The sequence below is a fragment of the Brevundimonas sp. genome, assembly GCF_027487935.1.
Taxonomy (GTDB): Bacteria; Pseudomonadota; Alphaproteobacteria; order Caulobacterales; family Caulobacteraceae; genus Brevundimonas.
Genome location: NZ_JAIYCP010000010.1, coordinates 146,477 through 164,881 on the forward strand (window position 1 = coordinate 146,477; position 18,405 = coordinate 164,881).

Sequence of the window (18,405 nt, forward strand, 5' to 3'; positions counted from 1 at the left end):
CAATGGGAGGGAGCATATGATGCAAGCCATTCAGCCGGGGATGACCCGCACTCTTCGCCGTAGCCTGTTCGCTGGAGCCTCTGGCCTGGCCGTTGCCCTGTCGCTCGGCCTGGGTGCCGGCGCGGCCGCAGCCCAGACCGCCCCGCCCCAGGAAGAGGCCGCCGAGATCGACGAGATCATCGTCACCGGCTTCCGCGCGAGCCTGACCGCCGGCCTCGACGCCAAGCGGCGTGACGCCAACGTCATCGACGTGATCGTCGCCGAGGACATCGCCGACTTCCCGGACCTGAACCTGGCGGAATCGATCCAGCGCGTTCCGGGTGTCGCCATTGACCGTGACGCCGGCGAGGGCCGTTCGATCACTGTTCGCGGCCTCGGCTCCGACTTCACCCGCACCCGTATCAACGGCATGGAGGCCCAGGCCACGGCCGGCGGCACCGATTCCTCCGGCGGTGCCAACCGCGGTCGCGGCTTTGACTTCAACGTCTTCGCCTCCGAACTGTTCAGCCGTATCACCGTGCGCAAGACCGCTGCCGCCGAGACCGAAGAGGGCTCGCTGGGGGCCACGGTCGACCTTCAGGCGACGCGTCCGTTCGACTACGACGGCTTCAAGATGGCCGCCTCCTTCCAGGCCGGCTACAACGACCTGTCCGAGAACTGGAGCCCGCGTACGGCCTTCCTGATCAGCGACCGGTTCGGCGAGAACGATCAGTTCGGGGCCCTGGTTTCGGTCGCCTACAGCGAGCGTGACTCGCTTGAAGAAGGCTTCAGTTCGGTGCGCTGGGCGCCGGCTGCAGCGCCGGGTGCCACCAACAGCGGCGGCTTCTGCTCGCCGGTCGGTCTCACGCCGGTCAATCCGACGGGAACCTCGAACGGTGCGAGCGCCACCAACTGCGCCACCGGCGTCCTGCGCCCGGCCAATACGGCCGCGAACATCAACGCGTACAACATCGCGAACCAGGCCAATGTCTTCGTTCCGCGTCTGCCGCGCTATGGCCGCCTGAGCCATACCCAGGAGCGGCTGGGCGTGACCGGTGCCTTCCAGTGGCGGCCGGCCGACAGCACGACGATCTCCCTGGACGTCCTCTATTCCAAGCTGGATGCAACCCGCCGGGAAGACTTCCTTGAGTCGCTTTCGTTCAGCCGCAACGCTGCGGCGGGCGGTCAGACCCAGATTCACGTCCGCGATGCCGTCGTGGAGAACGGCATGCTGGTCTATGGCCTGTTCGACAACGTCGACATCCGGTCGGAGAGCCGCTTCGACGAACTTTCGACCGAGTTCCTGCAGTGGAGCCTGACGGCCGAGCATGACTTCAGCGACCGCCTGCGCGGCAGCTATTACTATGGACGGGCGGAGTCGAATTTCGACAATCCGATCCAGACGACCGTCACCCTCGATCGCTCCAATACCCAGGGCTATTCCTGGGACTTCCGCGGCAACCCTGACGCCCCGGTGATCAACTACGGCTTTGACGTCACCAATCCCGCGAACTGGGAATGGCGTCCGTCGACCGCCGGTGTCCCGCGGTCGGAAATCCGCCTGCGGCCCAACGGTGTCGATACCCTGTTCGAGTCTTTCCAGGGCGACATCGAATACGACGCCCAGGACTGGCTGACGTTCAAGGCCGGCATCAACTGGAAGAGCTACTCCTCTGCCTCGTTCGAGCAGCGCCGCACGGACGAGACCCTGGTTCCGGTCCTGCCGGGTGGCTCAACGGTGGCCAATATCTCGAACCTGCTGACCGGGTTCGGTGTCAATCTGGTTCCGGCCGGTACGGATACCCGGTGGATCCGCCCGGACCTCGATGCCATCGCCGCGCTGTTCAACATCTACTGCAACTGTGACACGGGCGTCCCCGGCGGGGATTTCCGCCTGACGGGAGTCACGAACGGCAACGCCCGCGGCGGCAACCGCAACATCGAGGAAGAGGATTTCGCCGCCTATCTGCAGGCCGATTTCAACACCCTTCTCTGGGACATGCCCTTCCGGGGCAACGTCGGCGTGCGTCAGGTCCAGACCGTGCTCAATGCCGAAGGTTACAGCTCGACCGGCGGCGGCACCCTTGTCACCGGCGAAAACGAATACATGGACACCCTGCCGTCCATGAACCTGTCGCTGGAGCCGGTTGACGATCTGATCCTGCGCTTTGGCGTAGCCAAGGTCATGGCCCGGCCGCAGATCGGCAACACCCTCGCCGGCACCAACTATCTGGTGCCCACGACCTCGCTGGCCGCCACCGGCCCGAACTTCACCGCCGCGATCGGCAATGTGAAGCTCGAGCCCTTCCGGGCCACCACCTATGACCTCAGCGTCGAATGGTATTTCGCCCCGGAAAGCCTGCTTTCCTTCGCCTATTTCTACAAGGACATCGACACCTACATCCAGATCCTGCGCCAGGACCTGCCCTATGCCAGCCTGACGACGCTGAACCCCTCGGCCTTCGATCCCGCCTTCTGCACCGGCGTCTGCACGGCCAGTACTGTGTTCCAGCTGACCGCCGCGGTGAACACCGAAGGCGGCCCGCTGAAGGGCTTTGAGGTCAGCTACCAGCAGCCCTTCCGCTTCCTGCCGGGCCCGCTGTCAAACCTCGGCGTCCAGCTGAACTACACCCACGTCGAGTCCGAGATCGACTATTGCGCCAACGCCCTGTGCACGGTGTTCCAGACCGCAGACCTGGTGAACCTGTCACCGGCCTCCTGGAACGCGACCCTGTACTATGAGGACGACGCCTTCTCGGCGCGTGTCTCGGCGGCCTCGCGTGACGGCTACATCCAGAACGTCCCGGGCCGGAACGGCAACTCGATCGAAGGCAAGAAGGAGACGCTCAACATCGACGCCTCCGCCGCCTGGCAGATCAGCGAACAGGTCGAGGTGACGTTTGAAGCCCTGAACCTGACGGACGAGGAGAACCACCAGTTCGTCGGCGACGGCCTGGATCGCGAAAGCACCTCTGTCTTCCACCACACCGGCCGGCAGTATTTCGTCGGTGCCCGCTACCGCTTCTGATCTCTCCTGATCATGACGACTCCAGCGCCGCCGGTTCCCTGAACCGGCGGCGTCTTCTTTTCCGGTCCGGGCAGCTCCAGCCGGATTCGCCCCCCAGAATGGTGCGATCCGGAGCCGGTGTATGGCCGGTGCTGTCGGGTTGACGCCACGACGTCGAAGCCCGCCCCGCCCTGCCTGATCCTGGCAACCGTGCCCGATTACCCCAGGGAAGCCCTCTCTCCTTGCCGGAAGCCACCCGGCACGGACCCACGCGCCGACCCGGCGCGTACCGTGTGGGCCCCTGCGTCATGCTTGTCGGGCTTCCCGACAGCGAGGGCTGAAAGGCAAGGCTGTGGTTCCAGGACCTTGCTGCCCCAACGATCCGCGAGGAGGCAGTCGCCTTTTGCGTCGATGACCCACCACCGGCGGGTTGCGTTGACGCAAGGAACCGCTCCGGGCGACGGCTAGTCTCTCTTTGGGAGCGCGGGAGAGGCGGGTGATCGTCGATCAATACAAGGGCCGCGGCCGCCAGGCGTGCGCGACAACTGAACAGCGACAGCGATACGGTTTCCTCTATCGCCTGTTCATGCGCTGCTTCTTCGGTTCCCACCGGATGCGGCTGTAATGGCCAGGCGGGAGATCCTTCGAGTGGCCGTGGCGGGCGTGTAGTTGATGGAAGTTGTGCACCAGATGTCGCGACGGGTCCTTTCCCGTTACCTCGTGACCACCCGGTGCGGGCGCAGCCGCCGCGACTTCGTCAGCATGAGAAGGGCACGGCGGTCCTTTGACGAGGTTGTAGCGATGACCGGGCCCCCGTCCCGGCCCGTGGCCATAACGGGCGTCGGCGGGCTTCATGGCCAGGGTGCCGCTTGAGTGATGGTGCGCCGGGGTGACTCCGGCCTGCCCCTTCGGGGTGATCCAGTTTCAATGTTTGTGCACGTCGGCCTCTGATGCCGAAGTTGAGCGTCCTCGCCCATGGCACCCTGCCAGCTCCCCGGCGTTACCCAGTGCCCGGCCCACACGATCGGCGACGGAAATCGCCGCCGGCCCGGTTTGAAGGTAGTCTGATCAGATATTGTGAGGTCCGGTCTGATGAACCGACGAAGCCACCTTATGGGCCTGGGCGCCTCCCTCGTTGGCCTTGCCGCAGGGAGTGCCGCCCTGGCACGACCGGCCCAATCGCCCAGACGGATGCCTCCCCTAACGCCGCTTCAGTGGGTGACGCCGAGGGTCGAAGGTTCCGGCCTGTCCTTCCACACATTCCGGAGCCACGCCGCGGGCACGGAGGTCAGCTTTCACATATATGCGCCTCCAGCCTATGCCGCCGATCCGGACCGCCGGTTTCCGGTCGTCTACTGGCTGCACGGCTCGGGAGGCGGGGTCTCCGGCATCTCCCGCCTGTCTTCACTGGTTGACGAGGCCGTCGCGACCGGCCGGGTGCAGCCTTTCCTCCTCGTGTTCGTCAACGGCCTGCGGATGGGGATGTACGTTGACTGGGCCAATGGTCGGGCACCCCTTGAGACCGTCATCGTCCAGGAACTCCGTCCCCATGTCGATGCAAACTGGCGCACGATAGCAACCCGCGAGGGACGATTGCTCGATGGCTTCAGCATGGGCGGCTATGGCGCCGGGCGCTTCGGGTTCCGTTACCCTGAACTGTTCCGCAGTGTGTCCATGATGGGCGCCGGGCCTGTGCAGGAGACGCTGGAAAGGACGCCACGCGCCAGTAGGGTCCGGGCGGAAGACCTCCTCAGGGACGTCTATGGCGGCGGCCAGGACCGCTTCCGGGCAGTGAGCCCGCGCCGGTATGCGGAACAGAACGCAGCCACCCTTGCCCGGGACTCTCGCCTGCGTCTGGTCATTGGAGACCGGGACGAGACCCTGGAGAATAACCGGGACTTCCATGAGCACCTGACCCGGCTGGGCATCCCCCACGACTGGATCGTCCTGCCCGGCGTCGGTCACGACCCGATGGGCGTGTTGACCGCCCTCGGCGACCGGCATTGGGCCTTCTATCGGGACGCCTTTGCAGCGGCGGGCGGCTGACGCAAGCTCAGATCCCAGTCTGATCAGATGCCCGCATCCCTTCGATCGGCATCAATCCGTTAGTCCCCGTCCAGCAAGGAATCTGACATGTTTCTCGCTCGAACTCTCTTGCTGCTGTTGGCGTTCGTATCGCTTGGCCCTTTCGCCCGAGCCCAGGACACGCGGGATATCCAGATCGTCGTCGACGGGACCCCTCGACGCGCGTTGCTTGTCAACAACTTTGGGCCAGATCAGGCGGTGCCGGTCGTCATCGTCCTGCATGGTGGTATGGGCAGTGCGGAGGCTCAACGCGAGAGAACGGGTTTTGACAGGCTTGCCGTCACTGAGGGCTTCACCGTGGTTTACGCGGAAGGCACCGAAATTGTGCCGGGTCGACACGCTTGGAACACCGGCTTCCTCATGCGCCGTCAGGTCGGACTGGCGAACGACATTGCCTACCTGGACACACTGATTGACCTCCTGATCCGCGATCACAGCGCCGACCCCCGCAGGATTTTCCTGACCGGGGGTTCCAACGGGGCCATGATGACACTCGTCTATGCAACCCAACGCGCCGAGCGCCTCGCAGCTATAGCGCCCGTAGTCGGCGCCATGTTCAGTTTCGAGATGAAACCCAGCGGACCTCTTCCGATCATGCTCATCAATGGTGCGCAGGACAACGAGGTGCCGATCGAAGGCGGTTTCAGCAGAAACCCTCTGGTGTCGCGCGCACAGTCAGCGCCTTACATGCCGCTGGAAGATACAGTCGGGTTTTGGGTCGAGGCCAATCGTTCACAAACGCCGCCGTTGATTACGACAACGGGAACCGTGACCACCTCCGTCTACGCTCCGACGCCTAATGGTGCCGTCACGATCTCTGTGGTTGACCAGATTGGCGGACACGGCTGGCCAGGCAAGAGGCCAGTGCGCGGGACCAGCAACCCTATCCAGTCCTTTGACGGCGCAGAGCGTGTCTGGGAATTTTTCAAAACACAGTCTCGGGTGCCCTGATCGACGGTGACGACAGTTTGTCCAGACCAAGTCTTTTGCCGTGCCGAACTCACGAAATCAGTCAACCGCCGCTCGCCCGTCTGCTTCCTACTCAGAGTGTCATTGGAGTGATGGTGCCGCCTAGGTGACTCGAACACCTGACCCCCGCATTACGAATGCGATGCTCTACCGGCTGAGCTAAGGCGGCCCTGGCGCAGCGGAGGATGTCCGTCCGTGCGAGAGGCGCTCTTTATACGCGGCGGGGGGGATTGCCAAGCGTTGTGAGCAGGGCCGTTTCATCGGGGGTGAGGGCGAGGCGGATCGCCAGATCGACCCGGTCGGCGAGCGGGGCGGCGGCCGCCTCGGAGAGGGCGATCGCCGTCTGGCCGGCGAAGGGGCCGAGGGCTGCCAGGGCCCGGGCTGCGCGGGCGGAATGGATCAGGACGGCGTCAAAGGTGGCGGGGGGCGTGGCCCCGGTCCCGACGGCCTCATAGACCGGCAGGGCCCGGGCCTCGATCCGGTCCCGCAGCAGGGCCGGCAGGTCTCCGGCCGGCTCCCGCGCGCCGGGGACCAGCAGGGGGCCGATACCGGGACCCTGCGCCAGCAGCAGGGCGGCCAGCCGGTCCAGATCCCCCCCGGCCGACTGCACCCGGTCGAAGCCCGCCGCCCGCGCCGCAGCGGCGGTCGCATCGCCGACGGTGAAGACGGGGCGCGTGCGGTCCGGCGTGAGGGCGGCGAAGGCGGCCAGGCCGTTGGCGCTGGTGAAGGCCAGGGTGGTGATCCCCGTCAGGTCGGGCGCAGCCTGGGGGATCGGCCGGATCGCCAGCAGGGGCGCGATGACCGGTTCGAAGCCCAGCAACTGGAGGCGGCCCGCGGTGCGTCCGGCACCCGGCTCGGCGCGCGTGACCCAGACGCGGTGGATCGTCGTCAGGACCCGACCCGCCGGTCAGCGGCGGCGGCCTGGACCTCGGCCCCCAGCCGCAAGCCGAGCGCGCGCGCCTGATCCATGGCATCGGCGGCGGTGGCGTCGCTGAGTTCGCCTGTGCACCGCCAGCGCGCGGCGCCGTCGGGCGCCAGCATTTCGGTGGTCAGGCGCAGCCGGCCCCCGGCGATCTCCGCATGGGCCCCAATGGCTGTGCGGCAGGAGCCCTCCAGCGCCGTCATCGCGCCGCGCTCTGCGGCGACGGCCACGGCGGTCATCGGATCGTTCAGGGCGGCGACCCAGGCGGCGCCGAGGTCTTCGCTCCGGGTCTGCAGGGCCAGGGCTCCCTGGCCGGGGGCGGGCAGGAAGTCATCGAGCGACAGCCGCTCGCGGATCACCCCTTCGAAGCCCAGCCGGTTGAGCCCGGAGACCGCCAGCAGGATGGCGTCGAACTCGCCCTCCGCCAGTTTGCGCAGCCGGGTGTCGACATTGCCGCGCAGCATTTCGATGGTCAGGTCCGGGCGCAGCGCCAGCGCCTGGGCCTGCCGCCGCAGCGAGGCGGTGCCCAGGCGCGCGCGCCGGGGCAGTTCCGCGAAGGTGGCGAAGGTCTCGCTGACAAAGGCGTCGCGGGCGTCCTCGCGCGGCGGGACGGCGGCGATGCAGAGGCCATCCGGCTGGTCGGCCGGGACGTCCTTCATCGAATGTACGGCGACATCGACGCGGCCTTCTAGAAGGGCTTCCTCGATCTCCTTGGTGAACAGCGCCTTGCCGCCGATCTCCATCAGCCGGCGGTCCTGCACCCGGTCGCCGGTGGTGACGATCTCGACCAGGGGCACCGCTTCGGGGATGTCGGGGTCGGCGACGCCGAGGGCCCGGCCGATGGCGCGCTGCATCATGCCCGACTGGGTCAGGGCCAGTTTCGAGCGGCGTGTGCCGATGCGGACGAGAGGGACCATGAGTGGTTGCGCCATGAGTCGTTGCACCAGCGGGACAGGGTCGCTACCTCGACCCGATGGAGAGGTCCGCCGACTATAGCAGCGAGGGGAGCCGGGCAACCGCGCCCCTGACCATACTGGGCCTCGAGACCAGCTGCGACGAGACGGCGGCCTCTGTGGTGCGGCTCTCCGCGGACGGTGAGGCGACGGTGCTGTCGTCGGTGGTGCACAGCCAGATCGACGATCATGCGGCCTATGGCGGGGTCGTCCCCGAGATCGCGGCGCGCAGCCATGTCGAGATGATCGACGGCGTGGTCCGCCGCGCCATGGACGAGGCGGGGCTGGGCTATGACGGTCTGGACGGTGTCGCCGCCACCGCCGGGCCGGGACTGGTCGGCGGGGTGATGGTGGGCCTGAGCTTCGGCAAGGCCGTGGCCCTGGCGCGCGGCCTGCCGCTGATCGCGGTCAATCATCTGGAGGGACATGCGGTCTCGGCGCGGCTGGGCCAGCCGGTCGACTATCCCTTCCTGCTGCTGCTGGTCTCGGGCGGGCATTGCCAGTTGCTGGAGGTCCGCGGCGTCGGTGACATGACGCGGCTGGGCACCACCATCGACGACGCGGCCGGCGAGGCCTTCGACAAGATCGCCAAGGCGCTGGGCCTCGGCTACCCCGGCGGTCCGGCGCTCGAGAAGCTGGCAGAGGGCGGCGACGGCGCGCGTTTCGACCTGCCGCGCGCGCTTCTGGGCCGCAAGGACTGCGACTTCTCCTTTTCGGGGCTGAAGACGGCCGCGGCCCGGCTGGCCCAGGCCTGCGAGACCGACCAGCAGCGCGCCGACCTGGCCGATGCGGTCCAGACCGCGATCGCCCGCCAGCTGGCTGAGCGCTCGGACCGGGCGCTGAAGGCCTGTGCGGAGGATCATCCCCACCGCCTTTTCGTGGTGGCAGGCGGTGTGGCAGCGAACCGGACGGTGCGCGCGACCTTGCAGGCGACGGCGGAGAAGAATGGATTCGCCTTTCTGGCCCCGCCCATGGCCTATTGTACCGACAATGCGGCGATGATCGCACTGGCGGGGGCGGAACGGTTGCGCAAGGGATTGGTCTCGGACATCGATACCGCTGCCCGGCCGCGCTGGCCGCTCGACGAATACAGCGCGCTCAATGACCCGACGCACGCGCCGGGCCGCAAGGGTGCCAAGGCTTGAGGGAGTGACCATGCAGTTCAAGACCGCAGGCGTGATCGGTGCCGGGGCCTGGGGCACGGCCCTGGCCCAGGTCGCGGGCTGGGCCGGGCTGGATGTCCTGCTTCAGGCGCGCGAGCCCGAGGTGGTCGAGAGCATCCGCGCCCGCCGCATCAATGAGGCCTTCCTGCCGGGTGTCGTGATCGATGACCATGTGTCGGTGACCGGTGATCTGGCGGATCTCGGGGCCTGCGACCTGATCCTCGCGGTGCCGCCGGCCCAGCATATGCGCTCGACGCTGCAGGCCTTTGCGGCCCATCACCGGCCGGGCGTGCCGGTGATCCTCTGTTCCAAGGGCATCGAGCGCGGCTCGCTGAAGCTGATGACCGATGTGCTGGCCGAGACCCTGCCGGCGGCCCCGGCGGCGGTCCTGTCCGGTCCCAGTTTCGCGGGCGAGGTGGCGCGGGGCCTGCCCAGCGCGGTCACCCTGGCCTGTGCCGACGAGGCGCTGGGCGAGGCGCTGATGGGGACCCTCTCGGCCCCGGGTTTCCGGCCCTATCTGGCCACCGACCTGATCGGGGCGGAGGTCGGCGGGGCGATCAAGAATGTGCTGGCCATCGCCTGCGGCATGGCCGAGGGCCGCGGTCTGGGCCGCAGCGCCCACGCCGCCCTCATCACCCGCGGCTTTGCGGAAATGACGCGGATGGGCGTCGCCCTCGGCGGTCAGGCCGAGACGGTGGCGGGGCTGTGCGGCCTCGGTGATCTGGTGCTGACCTGCTCCAGCCCGCAATCGCGCAACATGAGCCTGGGTCTGGCGCTCGGCCAGGGTCAGACGGTGGAACAGGCCCTGGCCGGCAAACGGTCGGTGGCCGAAGGTTACGAGAGCGCCCCTGCCGTGCGCGAGCTGGCGGCACGGGTCGGGGTCGATATGCCGATCTCCCTGGCCGTTGCGGCCCTGCTGAACGGCGAGACGACGGTCGAGGCGATGATCGAAAGTCTGCTGTCCCGCCCGCTCAAGGCCGAACGGCACTGACCAGGGGCATGGACGAGACCCTGCCCGCGGGCGAACGCAAACGCGTCTGGGCCACACCGCCGGGCGTGGCGCTGTGCGCCGAGGCCGATGTCGCTGACCCCGGCTCGCGCGGGTTCGTCCTGCAGATCGGCGAGGCCTTCTTCCACGGCTTCATTGTGCGCAAGGCCGGACAGGTCGCCGGCTATGTCGACCGCTGTCCGCATCAGGGGTTTCCGCTGGCGATCGAGCTGGACCGTTATCTGGTTGCGGACGGCTCGCTGATCCTGTGCGGCTGGCATGGAGCGGTGTTCGAGCCCCTGACCGGTGCCTGCGTCGGCGGTCCCTGCGCCGGAGCCCGGCTGACAGCCTGGCCGGTCGTCGTCTCGAACGGCATCATTCACACGGCCTGAACCGCTCAGGCGGGGTTGCGCAGCAGATAGATGCCGAAGTCGATGTAATCGCGACCGAAGTCCGTGATCGCCTGCACCCGGTCTGCATGGAACAGGATCGATCCCGCTTCCGGTGCGTCGGGGTGGCGCTCGGCCCAGGCGCGGGCGGCCGTGATCGAGTCGCGGGGATAGGCCTCGAAGACCTCCTGCGGCGAAATCCGGCCATGGACGACCTCGAACCCCGCTGCAACGGCGGCGGCTCGCCAGCCGGCGTCGTCCGTGTAGAGGTTGGTGACCTCCGTGATCTGGCGCAGCGGGGCGGGCGGTTCGGTGCGCCAGATGATATCTCCCCACAACAGCCAGCCGCCGGGTTTCAGGCTCCTGCGCAGGGCGATGAAGCCGGCTTCGGGCGTCGGCCGGCCCTCGCCGCTGACATCGGTGGTCCCGAGAGCCACGATCAGATCGGCGGGTGGGGCGGACGCGAGAACCTCGGCCGAGCGGGCGACACTCAGGGATACCCGGTCCCCGAGGCCGGCTGCGTCGATCCGGCTCCGGGCCAGTTCGGCCATGACCGGATCCAGCTCGATGGCCTGGACCATGAGGTTGAATCGCCGGGCCAGGTGGATGGCCACCGTCGCATTGCCGGTGCCGATGTCGATCGCCCTTGCGCCCTCACCGAGGCCCGTCAGCGCCACGGCTGCCTCGAGCGCGGCCAGCTCCACGCCGTTGCAGACCTCGCGGACTTCATAGGCGATGCGCTGGAAGCTCATGGGGAGGCGAGCAGTCATGAGGGCTTGTCCCGCATCGGGGCCGACCGGGCAAGGCCGTCGCTCCAATGGCTGCGTATGACCAAGCACTTTACATAACAAAGTTGATATGACATGGAGTGTCCCTACACAGAGGTTCGTCTCCGCACAGAGAGGTTCATCCATGGCAATCACGTATTGCAGCGACTTCGGGTTCGACGCTGTCGGCCTGCCCGGTTGGAAAGGCGTGATGATCGCCGAAACCATGACCCCGCGCCCACGCCGGTCGCTCGAGGAGAAAAGCCGATGACAGCTTGGATTTTCCTGGCATTGGCAATCACGCTGGAAGTGGCGGGCACCTTCCTGCTGAAGCTGTCGAACGGCTTCGAAAAATGGCACTGGGGAACGCTGTCGATCCTTTGCTACTCAGCCTGTTTCTGGATGCTCGCTCCGGCCATGAAGGTGTTACCGGTCGGTGTCGTCTACGCCATCTGGGCCGGCGTGGGGATTGTTGCCGCGTCCGTGATCGGCGTTTTTGCCTTCGGGGAGCGGCTCTCACCTTTCCAGTTCGCATGCATCGCCCTGGTTCTTGTCGGTGCGGTCGGCCTCAGAATCACGGCGACCGATTGACCGATGAACAGAGACACCCGCCTTGAAAGGACATCAAACCCATGACCGAGAACACCGAAGACCCCGCCGCCGACATCGCCTGGATGCGCAACCTCGCCGAAGAAGGCGCCGGCACGCCTTTCCAGGGCGGCTCCATCCTCATGTCCGCAGGCCTGATCTACGGCATCGCCAGTCTGATCCATTGGGCCCAGATCAGCCAATGGGTTGAACTGCCCGGGAGGGCCATCGGCATCGTCTGGCTGATCGCCACCGGCCTGTTCCTGGCCGTTCTCGTCTTTCTGATCAGCTGGCTGAAGCGCCGGGAAGGCGTCATGACCAGCGGAAACCGGGCCTCCAGCACCGCCTGGAGCGCGCTGGGGTGGGGCATATTCGCGATGTTCGCCTCACTCGCCGCCCTCGGCTACCAGCTCGGAGAGGATGCGATCCTGCTCGGTGTCGGCCTGATCCCCTCGATCATCATGGTCTTCTACGGCATCGGCTGGGCGGTCACCGCGACCATGCACCGGAACCGTGTCCTGTGGTGGCTGATGACCGGCTCCTTTGTGGCCGCCCCCCTGCTGGCCCTGCTGGCCGGTCAGAATGCCCAGTATCTCGCCTATGCCGCCGCGCTGTTCCTGCTGATGGCCCTCCCCGGCTGGATGCTGATGCGGCAGGCGCGGGCCTGATCCATGACGGACGAATTCGACATCAGCCGGATCGACGATGTCATCCACGGCCGGGTGCGTCTGGGGATCATGGCGGTCCTGTCCGGCGTCGACAGTGCGGATTTCAACACCCTGAAGGCGCGGCTGCAGGCCACGGACGGCAATCTGTCGGTGCACCTGCGCAAGCTGGAGGAGGCCGGTTTCGTTGCCGTGACCAAGCGGTTCGAGGGTCGCAAACCCCTGACCGAGGCCTCGATGACGCCGATCGGCCGCAAGGCCTTTGTCGCCTACCTCGACGCCATGCAGGGTCTCGTCGGAAAAGCGTGACAACCGGGCAGTGGTTCGCGCCGGGATGGTCGTCTAGACAGGGCGAATGACCGGCCGCATCCATCGCTTCGACGCACTCGACAATTTCCGGGACTACGGGGACTACGCGACCGTGGCGGGCCGATACCTCGCCCCGGGCCTGCTCTTCCGGTCGGGCCATCAGGCCCGGGCCAGCGAAGCGGATCTGGAGCGTCTCGCCGCTCTCGGCATCGCGACCGTGGTTGATCTGCGCCGACCGTCCGAGCGTCGTGACCAGCCCTCGAAACGGCCGCCGGGGTTTGCGGCTACCGTGATCGAAAGCGCCCATGATGACGGGGGTGAGGCGCCGCACATGACCTTTCTGAGGACCGCCGACCTGACGCCGGACTCAGGCCGGCGCTTCATGACCGACGTCTACCGGAGGCTGGCCTTTGAGCCTGCACATCTCGACCTGTTCTCGCGCTATTTCCGGGCTCTCGGAGACGCCGACGGTCCCGTGTTGATCCACTGTGCTGCCGGCAAGGACCGTACGGGCCTGCTGGCGGCCCTGACCCACCATCTGCTCGGAGTCCATCCCGACGACATCGTCGCCGACTATCTGCTGACCAACACGGCGGTCGATCTGGAGGGACGGGCCCCCGGCATCGCCCGCCAGCTTGAGACCATGACCGGCCGGTCCGTCGCCCATGACGCCGTGGTCGCCTTTCTCGGGGTCGAGCCTGTCTATCTGGATACCGCACTCGCCGGGATCGCTGCGCTTCACGGGTCGACGGACGGCTATCTGGAGCAGGCGCTCGGCGTCGATGCGGCCTTGCGCGACCGGATCGGCGCCCGGCTGACAAGGTGAACCGGGCGGCACGCCCGGTCGAGATCCGCGAGCGGCCCTGGCGGGATCCCCTGGCCGTCGCTGCGGGTCTGCGCCGGCTGGAAGGGCCTCTGGCCCTGCTGTCGGATGGTGGAACCCTGGGGCGCTGGTCGTTTGTCGCCGCTGAACCGGACCGGGTCCATGTCGGCGGTGCTGGGCCGGGTGGGAAGCTGGACCGGTTGCGGAGCCCCGACTTCCAGACCGGGGTGGTCGGCCTGCTGGCCTATGATGCCGGAGCGAGGCCTGCGACCGGCCCGCGTGATCCGGTCTGGCCGGATCTGATGCTGGCCCGCTATCCCGCCATGCTGGCCTTCGACCACAGGGCCGGGGCCGTGCGTGTGTTCGGGCGGGGAGAGGATGCGGAGTCCGCCCGTACCGCGGCCGACCGGGCCGAGGGCTGGCTGGCCGCCGCCATTGACCTGGTCGTCCCGCCGGCTCCTGCCGATGATTTCGTCGAGGAGGCGACGCCGGCAGCCTATTGCGCCGCTGTCGCGGATGTCGTGGAGCGGATCGCGGCCGGCCAGCTTTACCAGGCCAATATCGCCCGGGCCTGGTCCGGCGCCTTGCGCGCCGGTGGTGATCCCTTCGACGTCATGTTGAGGCTGGCCGGGCGCGCAGCGGCCTATGGCGCCTTCTGGCGTCTGGGAGACCGGGCCGTCGTATCAAACTCGCCCGAGCTGTTTCTGGCCTTCGATCCCTCGAGCCGGCGCATCGAGAGCCGGCCGATCAAGGGAACCCGGCCGCGCCATCCCGATCCGGCCGATGACGCCGTGCTTGCGACCGAGCTCCGCTCAAGCGCCAAGGACCAGGCTGAGAACCTGATGATCGTTGACCTGATGCGCAATGATCTGTCGCTGGTCGCGGAGCCCGGCTCGGTCGCCGTCACGGCGCTGTTCGAGGTCGAGAGCCATCCGACCGTCCATCATCTGGTTTCGACGGTGACGGGCCTGGCCCGGGCTGGAACCGGAACCGCAGGCCTGCTGGAGGCGACCTTCCCGCCAGGGTCCATCACCGGCGCCCCCAAGCATGAGGCGATGAAGGTGATTGCCCTGCACGAGCCGCCGCGCGGTGCGTGGTGTGGCAGCCTTTTCCATATTGAGGATGACGGCCGGCTGACGGCGTCCGTGCTGATCCGGACCGCCTCGTTCGAACGGGTCGGGGGGCGTTGGCGCTTTCGAACCCTGGCCGGTGCCGGCATCGTGGCCGACAGCGATCCGACGGCCGAACTGGCGGAGACAGACGCCAAGATCCGGGCGCTGAGGGAGGCGCTGGTCGGCCCCTAGCAGTTTGAGCAGAGCGTTTTGTCCACGGTCCTGGGCCGCAGATAGTAGGTCTGCGAGAACCGGGTGATCCCCGGCATGAAATAGTCGACCGGTGAGTCGTAGTCGTAGGTGGCTTCCGACACCACGACGCTCTGGCCGTCGACAATCAGATTGTCCGGAAGGGTGATCGTGGAATTGACGGCCCGGGCGACCATGCCGTCGCCGCGGCTCCAGTCCACCCTGGCCACGCCGCCGGTGCGCGTCACGCTGCTGACCCGCTGTTTCAGGCCGCTGGCATTGAACGGCTTCATGATCAGACCACCGAGGTCGAAGATGTCATCGAGGTTGGCGGTCCCGACCGAATCTTCCTGCGCCACCAGATCGGCGACCATGGAGGTGACGTGGCCCATTCGCTTCTGGGCCATATAGCCCTGGCAGAACTCGGCCATGCCGAAATAGAAGGCGATCAGCACCGGAGCCAGCATGGCGAATTCAACCGCCGAAACACCGCGCTCGTCACGGCCGAGTCTCGAGAACAGACCGCGCCGCATCATAGCGGTTCGTTCCGGAACGCGGTGGCCGCGGTCAGCATGGCGGTCCCGTCATTCAGGCGCGACAGGCCCTGGGACAGGAAGGTCGTGATCAGCGTATGCCGGTACCAGACCCGCACCAGGATCAGGTCGCCGGGTGCGCCGTTGCTGTAGGTCAGATCCCCCTGGTCGAACGTACCGCCGTCCATCGGATCGGGCGGGACAGTGGCGAACTGCGGGATCACGCGGACGTCAATCTGTGCGCGGCTGGCGCAGTCCGAGGAGAAGATACTCATCCGGCTGCACAGCGATGCCTTGAATGTTTCGGACGTCATGCCCAGGGCCGAAGCCTGGCCGGTTCGCACCAGCCGCCCCGTCGTGATCGTTGCATTCTCGAGGATGGAATCCGTCACAAAGACGAGTCCGATCTCGAGGATGGCAAAAACCATCAGCATGAAGGGCAGGGCGAGCATGCCGAACTCGACCGCTGCCGAACCCCCGGAGTCGCGCAGCAGGCTGCGCGAAAGGCGTGACCTTTGCCGGCGGCCTTTTCCGGGGCGGAGAGGGTGCGACACGGGTACCGGGCTCCTAGGGAGTCGGCAGATTGCCGACGTTGCCGCGGATGGTGGCCGAGCAGGAGGCCCCGCAAGCCATTTCCGTGGACTGGCCACCGCGCCAGATCCGGACCCGACCGGAGCCCGCACCGTCGCTTACCACCACCTGGCTCTGGAACACCGTGCGCCCGACGGTGTCGACCGCCACGACTTCGGTGACCCCGAAGCCCTTGCCGGTGATGTAAAGTGTGTTGGCGTCTACCACCGTCACATCGGCGATGGCGGGGTTGCCGACGATGACCGAGCCGGCGGGACCGCGCAGCTGGACCCGCTGGGCCTGATCGATTTCGACATTCAGGCTGGCCGACTGGGCTGTTCCGATGGTCGGGACCATCAGCATGGCGGTCGCTGCCAGGGCAGGGATGAATCGGGCGGGGCGAACGGATCGGATCATGGCGTCGACTTCCAGTGAACAGGGCGCGCGCGTGAGCGTAGGCGGACATTGCCCTGCAAACCTCAAGAAAGTCTGAAATCGATCGTCCGGGACCGAAATCATAGTAAACGAGCTATCAATAAAGAATAGAATTCCAGTTCTATTCGCTTTACTTGTCTTTAATCTGGCCTGGGTATGTTGAGATCGTAAAAAGGGGTCAAGCGGGCAAAAACCGATGACTCTGTTGGTGACAAAGATCGCTCGCTTAAACCAAGAAGGATTTCAGCCATGACCAGGTTTGTTTCGCAGTTCATGTCCGACGAGTCGGGCGCTACCGCCATTGAGTACGGCCTGATCGCCGCGCTCATCGCCGTCGTCATCATTTCGGCCGTGACCGCTCTCGGCACGACCATCAAGACCAAGTTCAACTCTGTCGTGACCGGCATGGGCGGCACCGCCGGCGCCTGATCGCTGACGACAGTCCTGAAACCGGGAAAGGGCCGGAGCGGCAACGCTCCGGCCCTTTTCTTTCAGGTGCACGATTTCCTTTCGGGCCTGACGCCTCACGCGCAGCACGGCAGCGCGGTGCCCGACAAATCCCGGAATATTTTAGAGTAAATCGCCGAGTAACCACGCGAGACCACCTGAGTTTAACTCCTTTCGGCGAAAACGATCCTGCGTCTGGGGGTCAAGCGGGCTACCGGCTCCCCCCGCCTCAACAGCTCGCTTCACCCTGTCCAAAGGAAAATCCAATGACCAAGTTTGTTTCCAAGTTCATGTCCGACGAGTCGGGTGCCACGGCCATTGAGTACGGCCTGATCGCCGCGCTTATCGCCGTCGTCATCATCTCGGCCGTGACCGCCCTGGGCACGACCATCAAGACCAAGTTCAACTCGGTCGTGACCGGCATGGGCGGCACCGCCGGCGCCTGATCGCCGACGACAGTCCTGAAACCGGGGAAGGGTCGGAGCGGCAACGCTCCGGCCCTTCTGCCTTTCCGCCACGGGGCCGCTGATCGTCATCAAGCTTTGAGTAACGACGCTCATACGCCTAGGCTTAACCTGCCGGGCTCATGGTGATGATATTCAATGGGTCAGCTGGTTGATCGGTTTTTCCCCCCCGCCGGTCACCAGCAACCCCCAGTCCGGAGATAAAGATCCATGACCAAGTTTGTTTCGCAATTCATGTCCGATGAGTCGGGCGCCACGGCCATTGAGTACGGCCTGATCGCCGCCCTGATCGCTGTCGTCATCATTTCGGCCGTGACGGCCCTGGGCACGACCATCAAGGGCAAGTTCAATGAGGTCGTGACCGGCATGGGCGGCACCGCCGGCTCCTAAACGCCGACCGGACCTTGAAACCGACGGGAGGCCGGAGCGGCAACGCTCCGGCCTCTTTCGCTTGCAGGGGATGCACATGGCAACCGGCCTTTAACCGTCACCGGGTGATAACAGGGAATGGACACTGTCACCCTGATCCTCCTGGGCATCATGCCTGCTCTCGTGATCGTCGCAGGTCTCAAGGACCTGACGTCGATGAAGATCCCCAACTGGATCTCCGGACTTCTGATCATCGCCTTCTTCCCGGCGGCCCTGGCGGTCGGAATCGACCCCATGACCGTCGCCGTGAACCTCGGTATCGCGGCCCTGGCCCTGGTGGTCGGAGCCGGGATGTTCGCCCTTCGCTGGATCGGCGGCGGCGACGCCAAGCTGATGTCGGCGACCTGCCTGTGGCTGGGTGCGACCGGTTCTGGCATGTTCCTGTTGTGGACCGGAGTGATGGGCGGCCTGTTCTGCCTGGTGCTGCTGTTTGCGCGCTTTCACTCGCGCCCCTATCTGCTCGGGGCACCCGGATGGGTGGTGCAGTTGATGGAGCCGAGGGGCGACATTCCCTATGGCGTCGCCATCGCGGCCGGTGCGCTGATGGCCTATCCGGCCTCGCCCCTGCTGGCCGCCTTTATCGCAGGATAGCGAGGGCCGGCCTGACTTTAGGCCCGCG

General features: G+C 66.4%; 21 protein-coding genes and 1 tRNA gene. 15 read left to right on the top strand and 7 right to left on the bottom strand.

Features of this window, described 5'->3' with window-relative positions; genetic code table 11:
• Nucleotides 1-16: 16 nt before the first annotated feature.
• From Q0053_RS04690 to Q0053_RS04700, 3 genes are all read left to right on the top strand, one after another.
• Nucleotides 17-3,007 (top strand): TonB-dependent receptor, encoded by a 2,991-nt coding sequence (locus tag Q0053_RS04690; RefSeq protein WP_298096705.1) that lies wholly within the window; start codon nucleotides 17-19, stop codon nucleotides 3,005-3,007.
• 1,170 nt (nucleotides 3,008-4,177) lie between these two features.
• Nucleotides 4,178-5,032 carry an alpha/beta hydrolase-fold protein gene (locus Q0053_RS04695; RefSeq protein ID WP_298096708.1) on the top strand — a complete coding sequence of 285 codons (855 nt, stop codon included), beginning with the start codon at nucleotides 4,178-4,180 and terminating at the stop codon, nucleotides 5,030-5,032.
• A gap of 87 nt (nucleotides 5,033-5,119) precedes the next feature.
• Nucleotides 5,120-6,022: a PHB depolymerase family esterase gene (locus tag Q0053_RS04700; RefSeq protein WP_298096711.1), complete on the top strand. Its 903-nt coding sequence runs from the start codon at nucleotides 5,120-5,122 to the stop codon at nucleotides 6,020-6,022.
• A 111-nt stretch (nucleotides 6,023-6,133) separates the two neighbouring features.
• Here the strand turns inward: Q0053_RS04700 and Q0053_RS04705 are convergent.
• The 3 genes from Q0053_RS04705 to hemC all read right to left on the bottom strand — a co-directional run bounded on the left by Q0053_RS04705 (nucleotide 6,134) and on the right by hemC (nucleotide 7,879).
• Nucleotides 6,134-6,209, bottom strand: a tRNA-Thr gene (locus Q0053_RS04705).
• A gap of 42 nt (nucleotides 6,210-6,251) precedes the next feature.
• The gene (locus Q0053_RS04710) at nucleotides 6,252-6,932 is read right to left on the bottom strand and encodes a uroporphyrinogen-III synthase (RefSeq protein ID WP_367276677.1); all 681 of its coding nucleotides are present in this window, start codon (nucleotides 6,930-6,932) and stop codon (nucleotides 6,252-6,254) included.
• Complete coding sequence (hemC, locus tag Q0053_RS04715) at nucleotides 6,929-7,879, bottom strand: hydroxymethylbilane synthase (RefSeq protein ID WP_298096713.1); 951 nt, start codon at nucleotides 7,877-7,879, stop codon at nucleotides 6,929-6,931. The genes Q0053_RS04710 and hemC overlap by 4 nt, the downstream gene beginning before the upstream one ends.
• Before the next feature lie 56 nt (nucleotides 7,880-7,935).
• Between hemC and tsaD the strand changes: the two genes are divergently transcribed.
• Genes tsaD through Q0053_RS04730 form a run of 3 tightly spaced genes read left to right on the top strand, consistent with a single transcriptional unit; the run spans nucleotide 7,936 to nucleotide 10,458 of the window.
• Entirely contained in the window at nucleotides 7,936-9,060 is a 1,125-nt protein-coding gene (gene tsaD, locus Q0053_RS04720; RefSeq protein WP_298096716.1) for a tRNA (adenosine(37)-N6)-threonylcarbamoyltransferase complex transferase subunit TsaD, read from the top strand.
• Nucleotides 9,061-9,070: 10 nt separating this feature from the next.
• On the top strand, nucleotides 9,071-10,069 hold the full coding sequence (locus Q0053_RS04725) for an NAD(P)H-dependent glycerol-3-phosphate dehydrogenase (protein ID WP_298096719.1): 999 nt from the start codon (nucleotides 9,071-9,073) through the stop codon (nucleotides 10,067-10,069).
• 8 nt (nucleotides 10,070-10,077) lie between these two features.
• Nucleotides 10,078-10,458, top strand: a complete 381-nt coding sequence (locus Q0053_RS04730) for a Rieske (2Fe-2S) protein (protein WP_298096722.1) — start codon at nucleotides 10,078-10,080, stop codon at nucleotides 10,456-10,458.
• A 5-nt stretch (nucleotides 10,459-10,463) separates the two neighbouring features.
• On the opposite strand, the gene Q0053_RS04735 is transcribed toward Q0053_RS04730, so the two are convergent.
• Nucleotides 10,464-11,225, bottom strand: a complete 762-nt coding sequence (locus Q0053_RS04735) for a cyclopropane-fatty-acyl-phospholipid synthase family protein (RefSeq protein WP_298096725.1) — start codon at nucleotides 11,223-11,225, stop codon at nucleotides 10,464-10,466.
• A 264-nt stretch (nucleotides 11,226-11,489) separates the two neighbouring features.
• Here Q0053_RS04735 and Q0053_RS04740 point away from each other — a divergent pair, with 264 nt between their 5' ends.
• From Q0053_RS04740 to Q0053_RS04760, 5 genes are read left to right on the top strand one after another with little or no spacing between them, the layout of a single operon-like run.
• Nucleotides 11,490-11,813: a multidrug efflux SMR transporter gene (locus Q0053_RS04740; protein ID WP_298096728.1), complete on the top strand. Its 324-nt coding sequence runs from the start codon at nucleotides 11,490-11,492 to the stop codon at nucleotides 11,811-11,813.
• Nucleotides 11,814-11,854: 41 nt separating this feature from the next.
• Complete coding sequence (locus Q0053_RS04745) at nucleotides 11,855-12,478, top strand: hypothetical protein (protein ID WP_298096730.1); 624 nt, start codon at nucleotides 11,855-11,857, stop codon at nucleotides 12,476-12,478.
• A 3-nt stretch (nucleotides 12,479-12,481) separates the two neighbouring features.
• A complete protein-coding gene (locus Q0053_RS04750; protein WP_298096733.1) occupies nucleotides 12,482-12,784 on the top strand; it encodes a transcriptional regulator in 303 nt (100 codons plus the stop codon).
• 46 nt (nucleotides 12,785-12,830) lie between these two features.
• Nucleotides 12,831-13,610: a tyrosine-protein phosphatase gene (locus Q0053_RS04755; protein ID WP_298096735.1), complete on the top strand. Its 780-nt coding sequence runs from the start codon at nucleotides 12,831-12,833 to the stop codon at nucleotides 13,608-13,610.
• Nucleotides 13,607-14,911 (top strand): anthranilate synthase component I family protein, encoded by a 1,305-nt coding sequence (locus Q0053_RS04760; protein WP_298096738.1) that lies wholly within the window; start codon nucleotides 13,607-13,609, stop codon nucleotides 14,909-14,911. The genes Q0053_RS04755 and Q0053_RS04760 overlap by 4 nt, the downstream gene beginning before the upstream one ends.
• Here the strand turns inward: Q0053_RS04760 and Q0053_RS04765 are convergent.
• Genes Q0053_RS04765 through Q0053_RS04775 form a run of 3 tightly spaced genes read right to left on the bottom strand, consistent with a single transcriptional unit; the run spans nucleotide 14,908 to nucleotide 16,428 of the window.
• Entirely contained in the window at nucleotides 14,908-15,441 is a 534-nt protein-coding gene (locus tag Q0053_RS04765; protein WP_298096740.1) for a TadE/TadG family type IV pilus assembly protein, read from the bottom strand. The two genes, Q0053_RS04760 and Q0053_RS04765, sit on opposite strands and share 4 nt — an antisense overlap.
• Complete coding sequence (locus tag Q0053_RS04770) at nucleotides 15,441-15,995, bottom strand: TadE/TadG family type IV pilus assembly protein (protein WP_298096742.1); 555 nt, start codon at nucleotides 15,993-15,995, stop codon at nucleotides 15,441-15,443. The genes Q0053_RS04765 and Q0053_RS04770 overlap by 1 nt, the downstream gene beginning before the upstream one ends.
• Nucleotides 15,996-16,008: 13 nt before the next feature.
• The gene (locus Q0053_RS04775) at nucleotides 16,009-16,428 is read right to left on the bottom strand and encodes a pilus assembly protein N-terminal domain-containing protein (protein ID WP_298096745.1); all 420 of its coding nucleotides are present in this window, start codon (nucleotides 16,426-16,428) and stop codon (nucleotides 16,009-16,011) included.
• A 267-nt stretch (nucleotides 16,429-16,695) separates the two neighbouring features.
• Here Q0053_RS04775 and Q0053_RS04780 point away from each other — a divergent pair, with 267 nt between their 5' ends.
• The 4 genes from Q0053_RS04780 (at nucleotide 16,696) to Q0053_RS04795 (ending at nucleotide 18,377) form a co-directional block, all read left to right on the top strand.
• Complete coding sequence (locus Q0053_RS04780) at nucleotides 16,696-16,875, top strand: Flp family type IVb pilin (protein WP_298096748.1); 180 nt, start codon at nucleotides 16,696-16,698, stop codon at nucleotides 16,873-16,875.
• 284 nt (nucleotides 16,876-17,159) lie between these two features.
• Entirely contained in the window at nucleotides 17,160-17,339 is a 180-nt protein-coding gene (locus Q0053_RS04785; RefSeq protein WP_291833198.1) for a Flp family type IVb pilin, read from the top strand.
• Between the two features lie 228 nt (nucleotides 17,340-17,567).
• A complete protein-coding gene (locus Q0053_RS04790; RefSeq protein ID WP_298096751.1) occupies nucleotides 17,568-17,747 on the top strand; it encodes a Flp family type IVb pilin in 180 nt (59 codons plus the stop codon).
• A gap of 117 nt (nucleotides 17,748-17,864) precedes the next feature.
• The gene (locus tag Q0053_RS04795; protein ID WP_298096754.1) at nucleotides 17,865-18,377 is read left to right on the top strand and encodes a prepilin peptidase; all 513 of its coding nucleotides are present in this window, start codon (nucleotides 17,865-17,867) and stop codon (nucleotides 18,375-18,377) included.
• Nucleotides 18,378-18,405 lie beyond the last annotated feature (28 nt).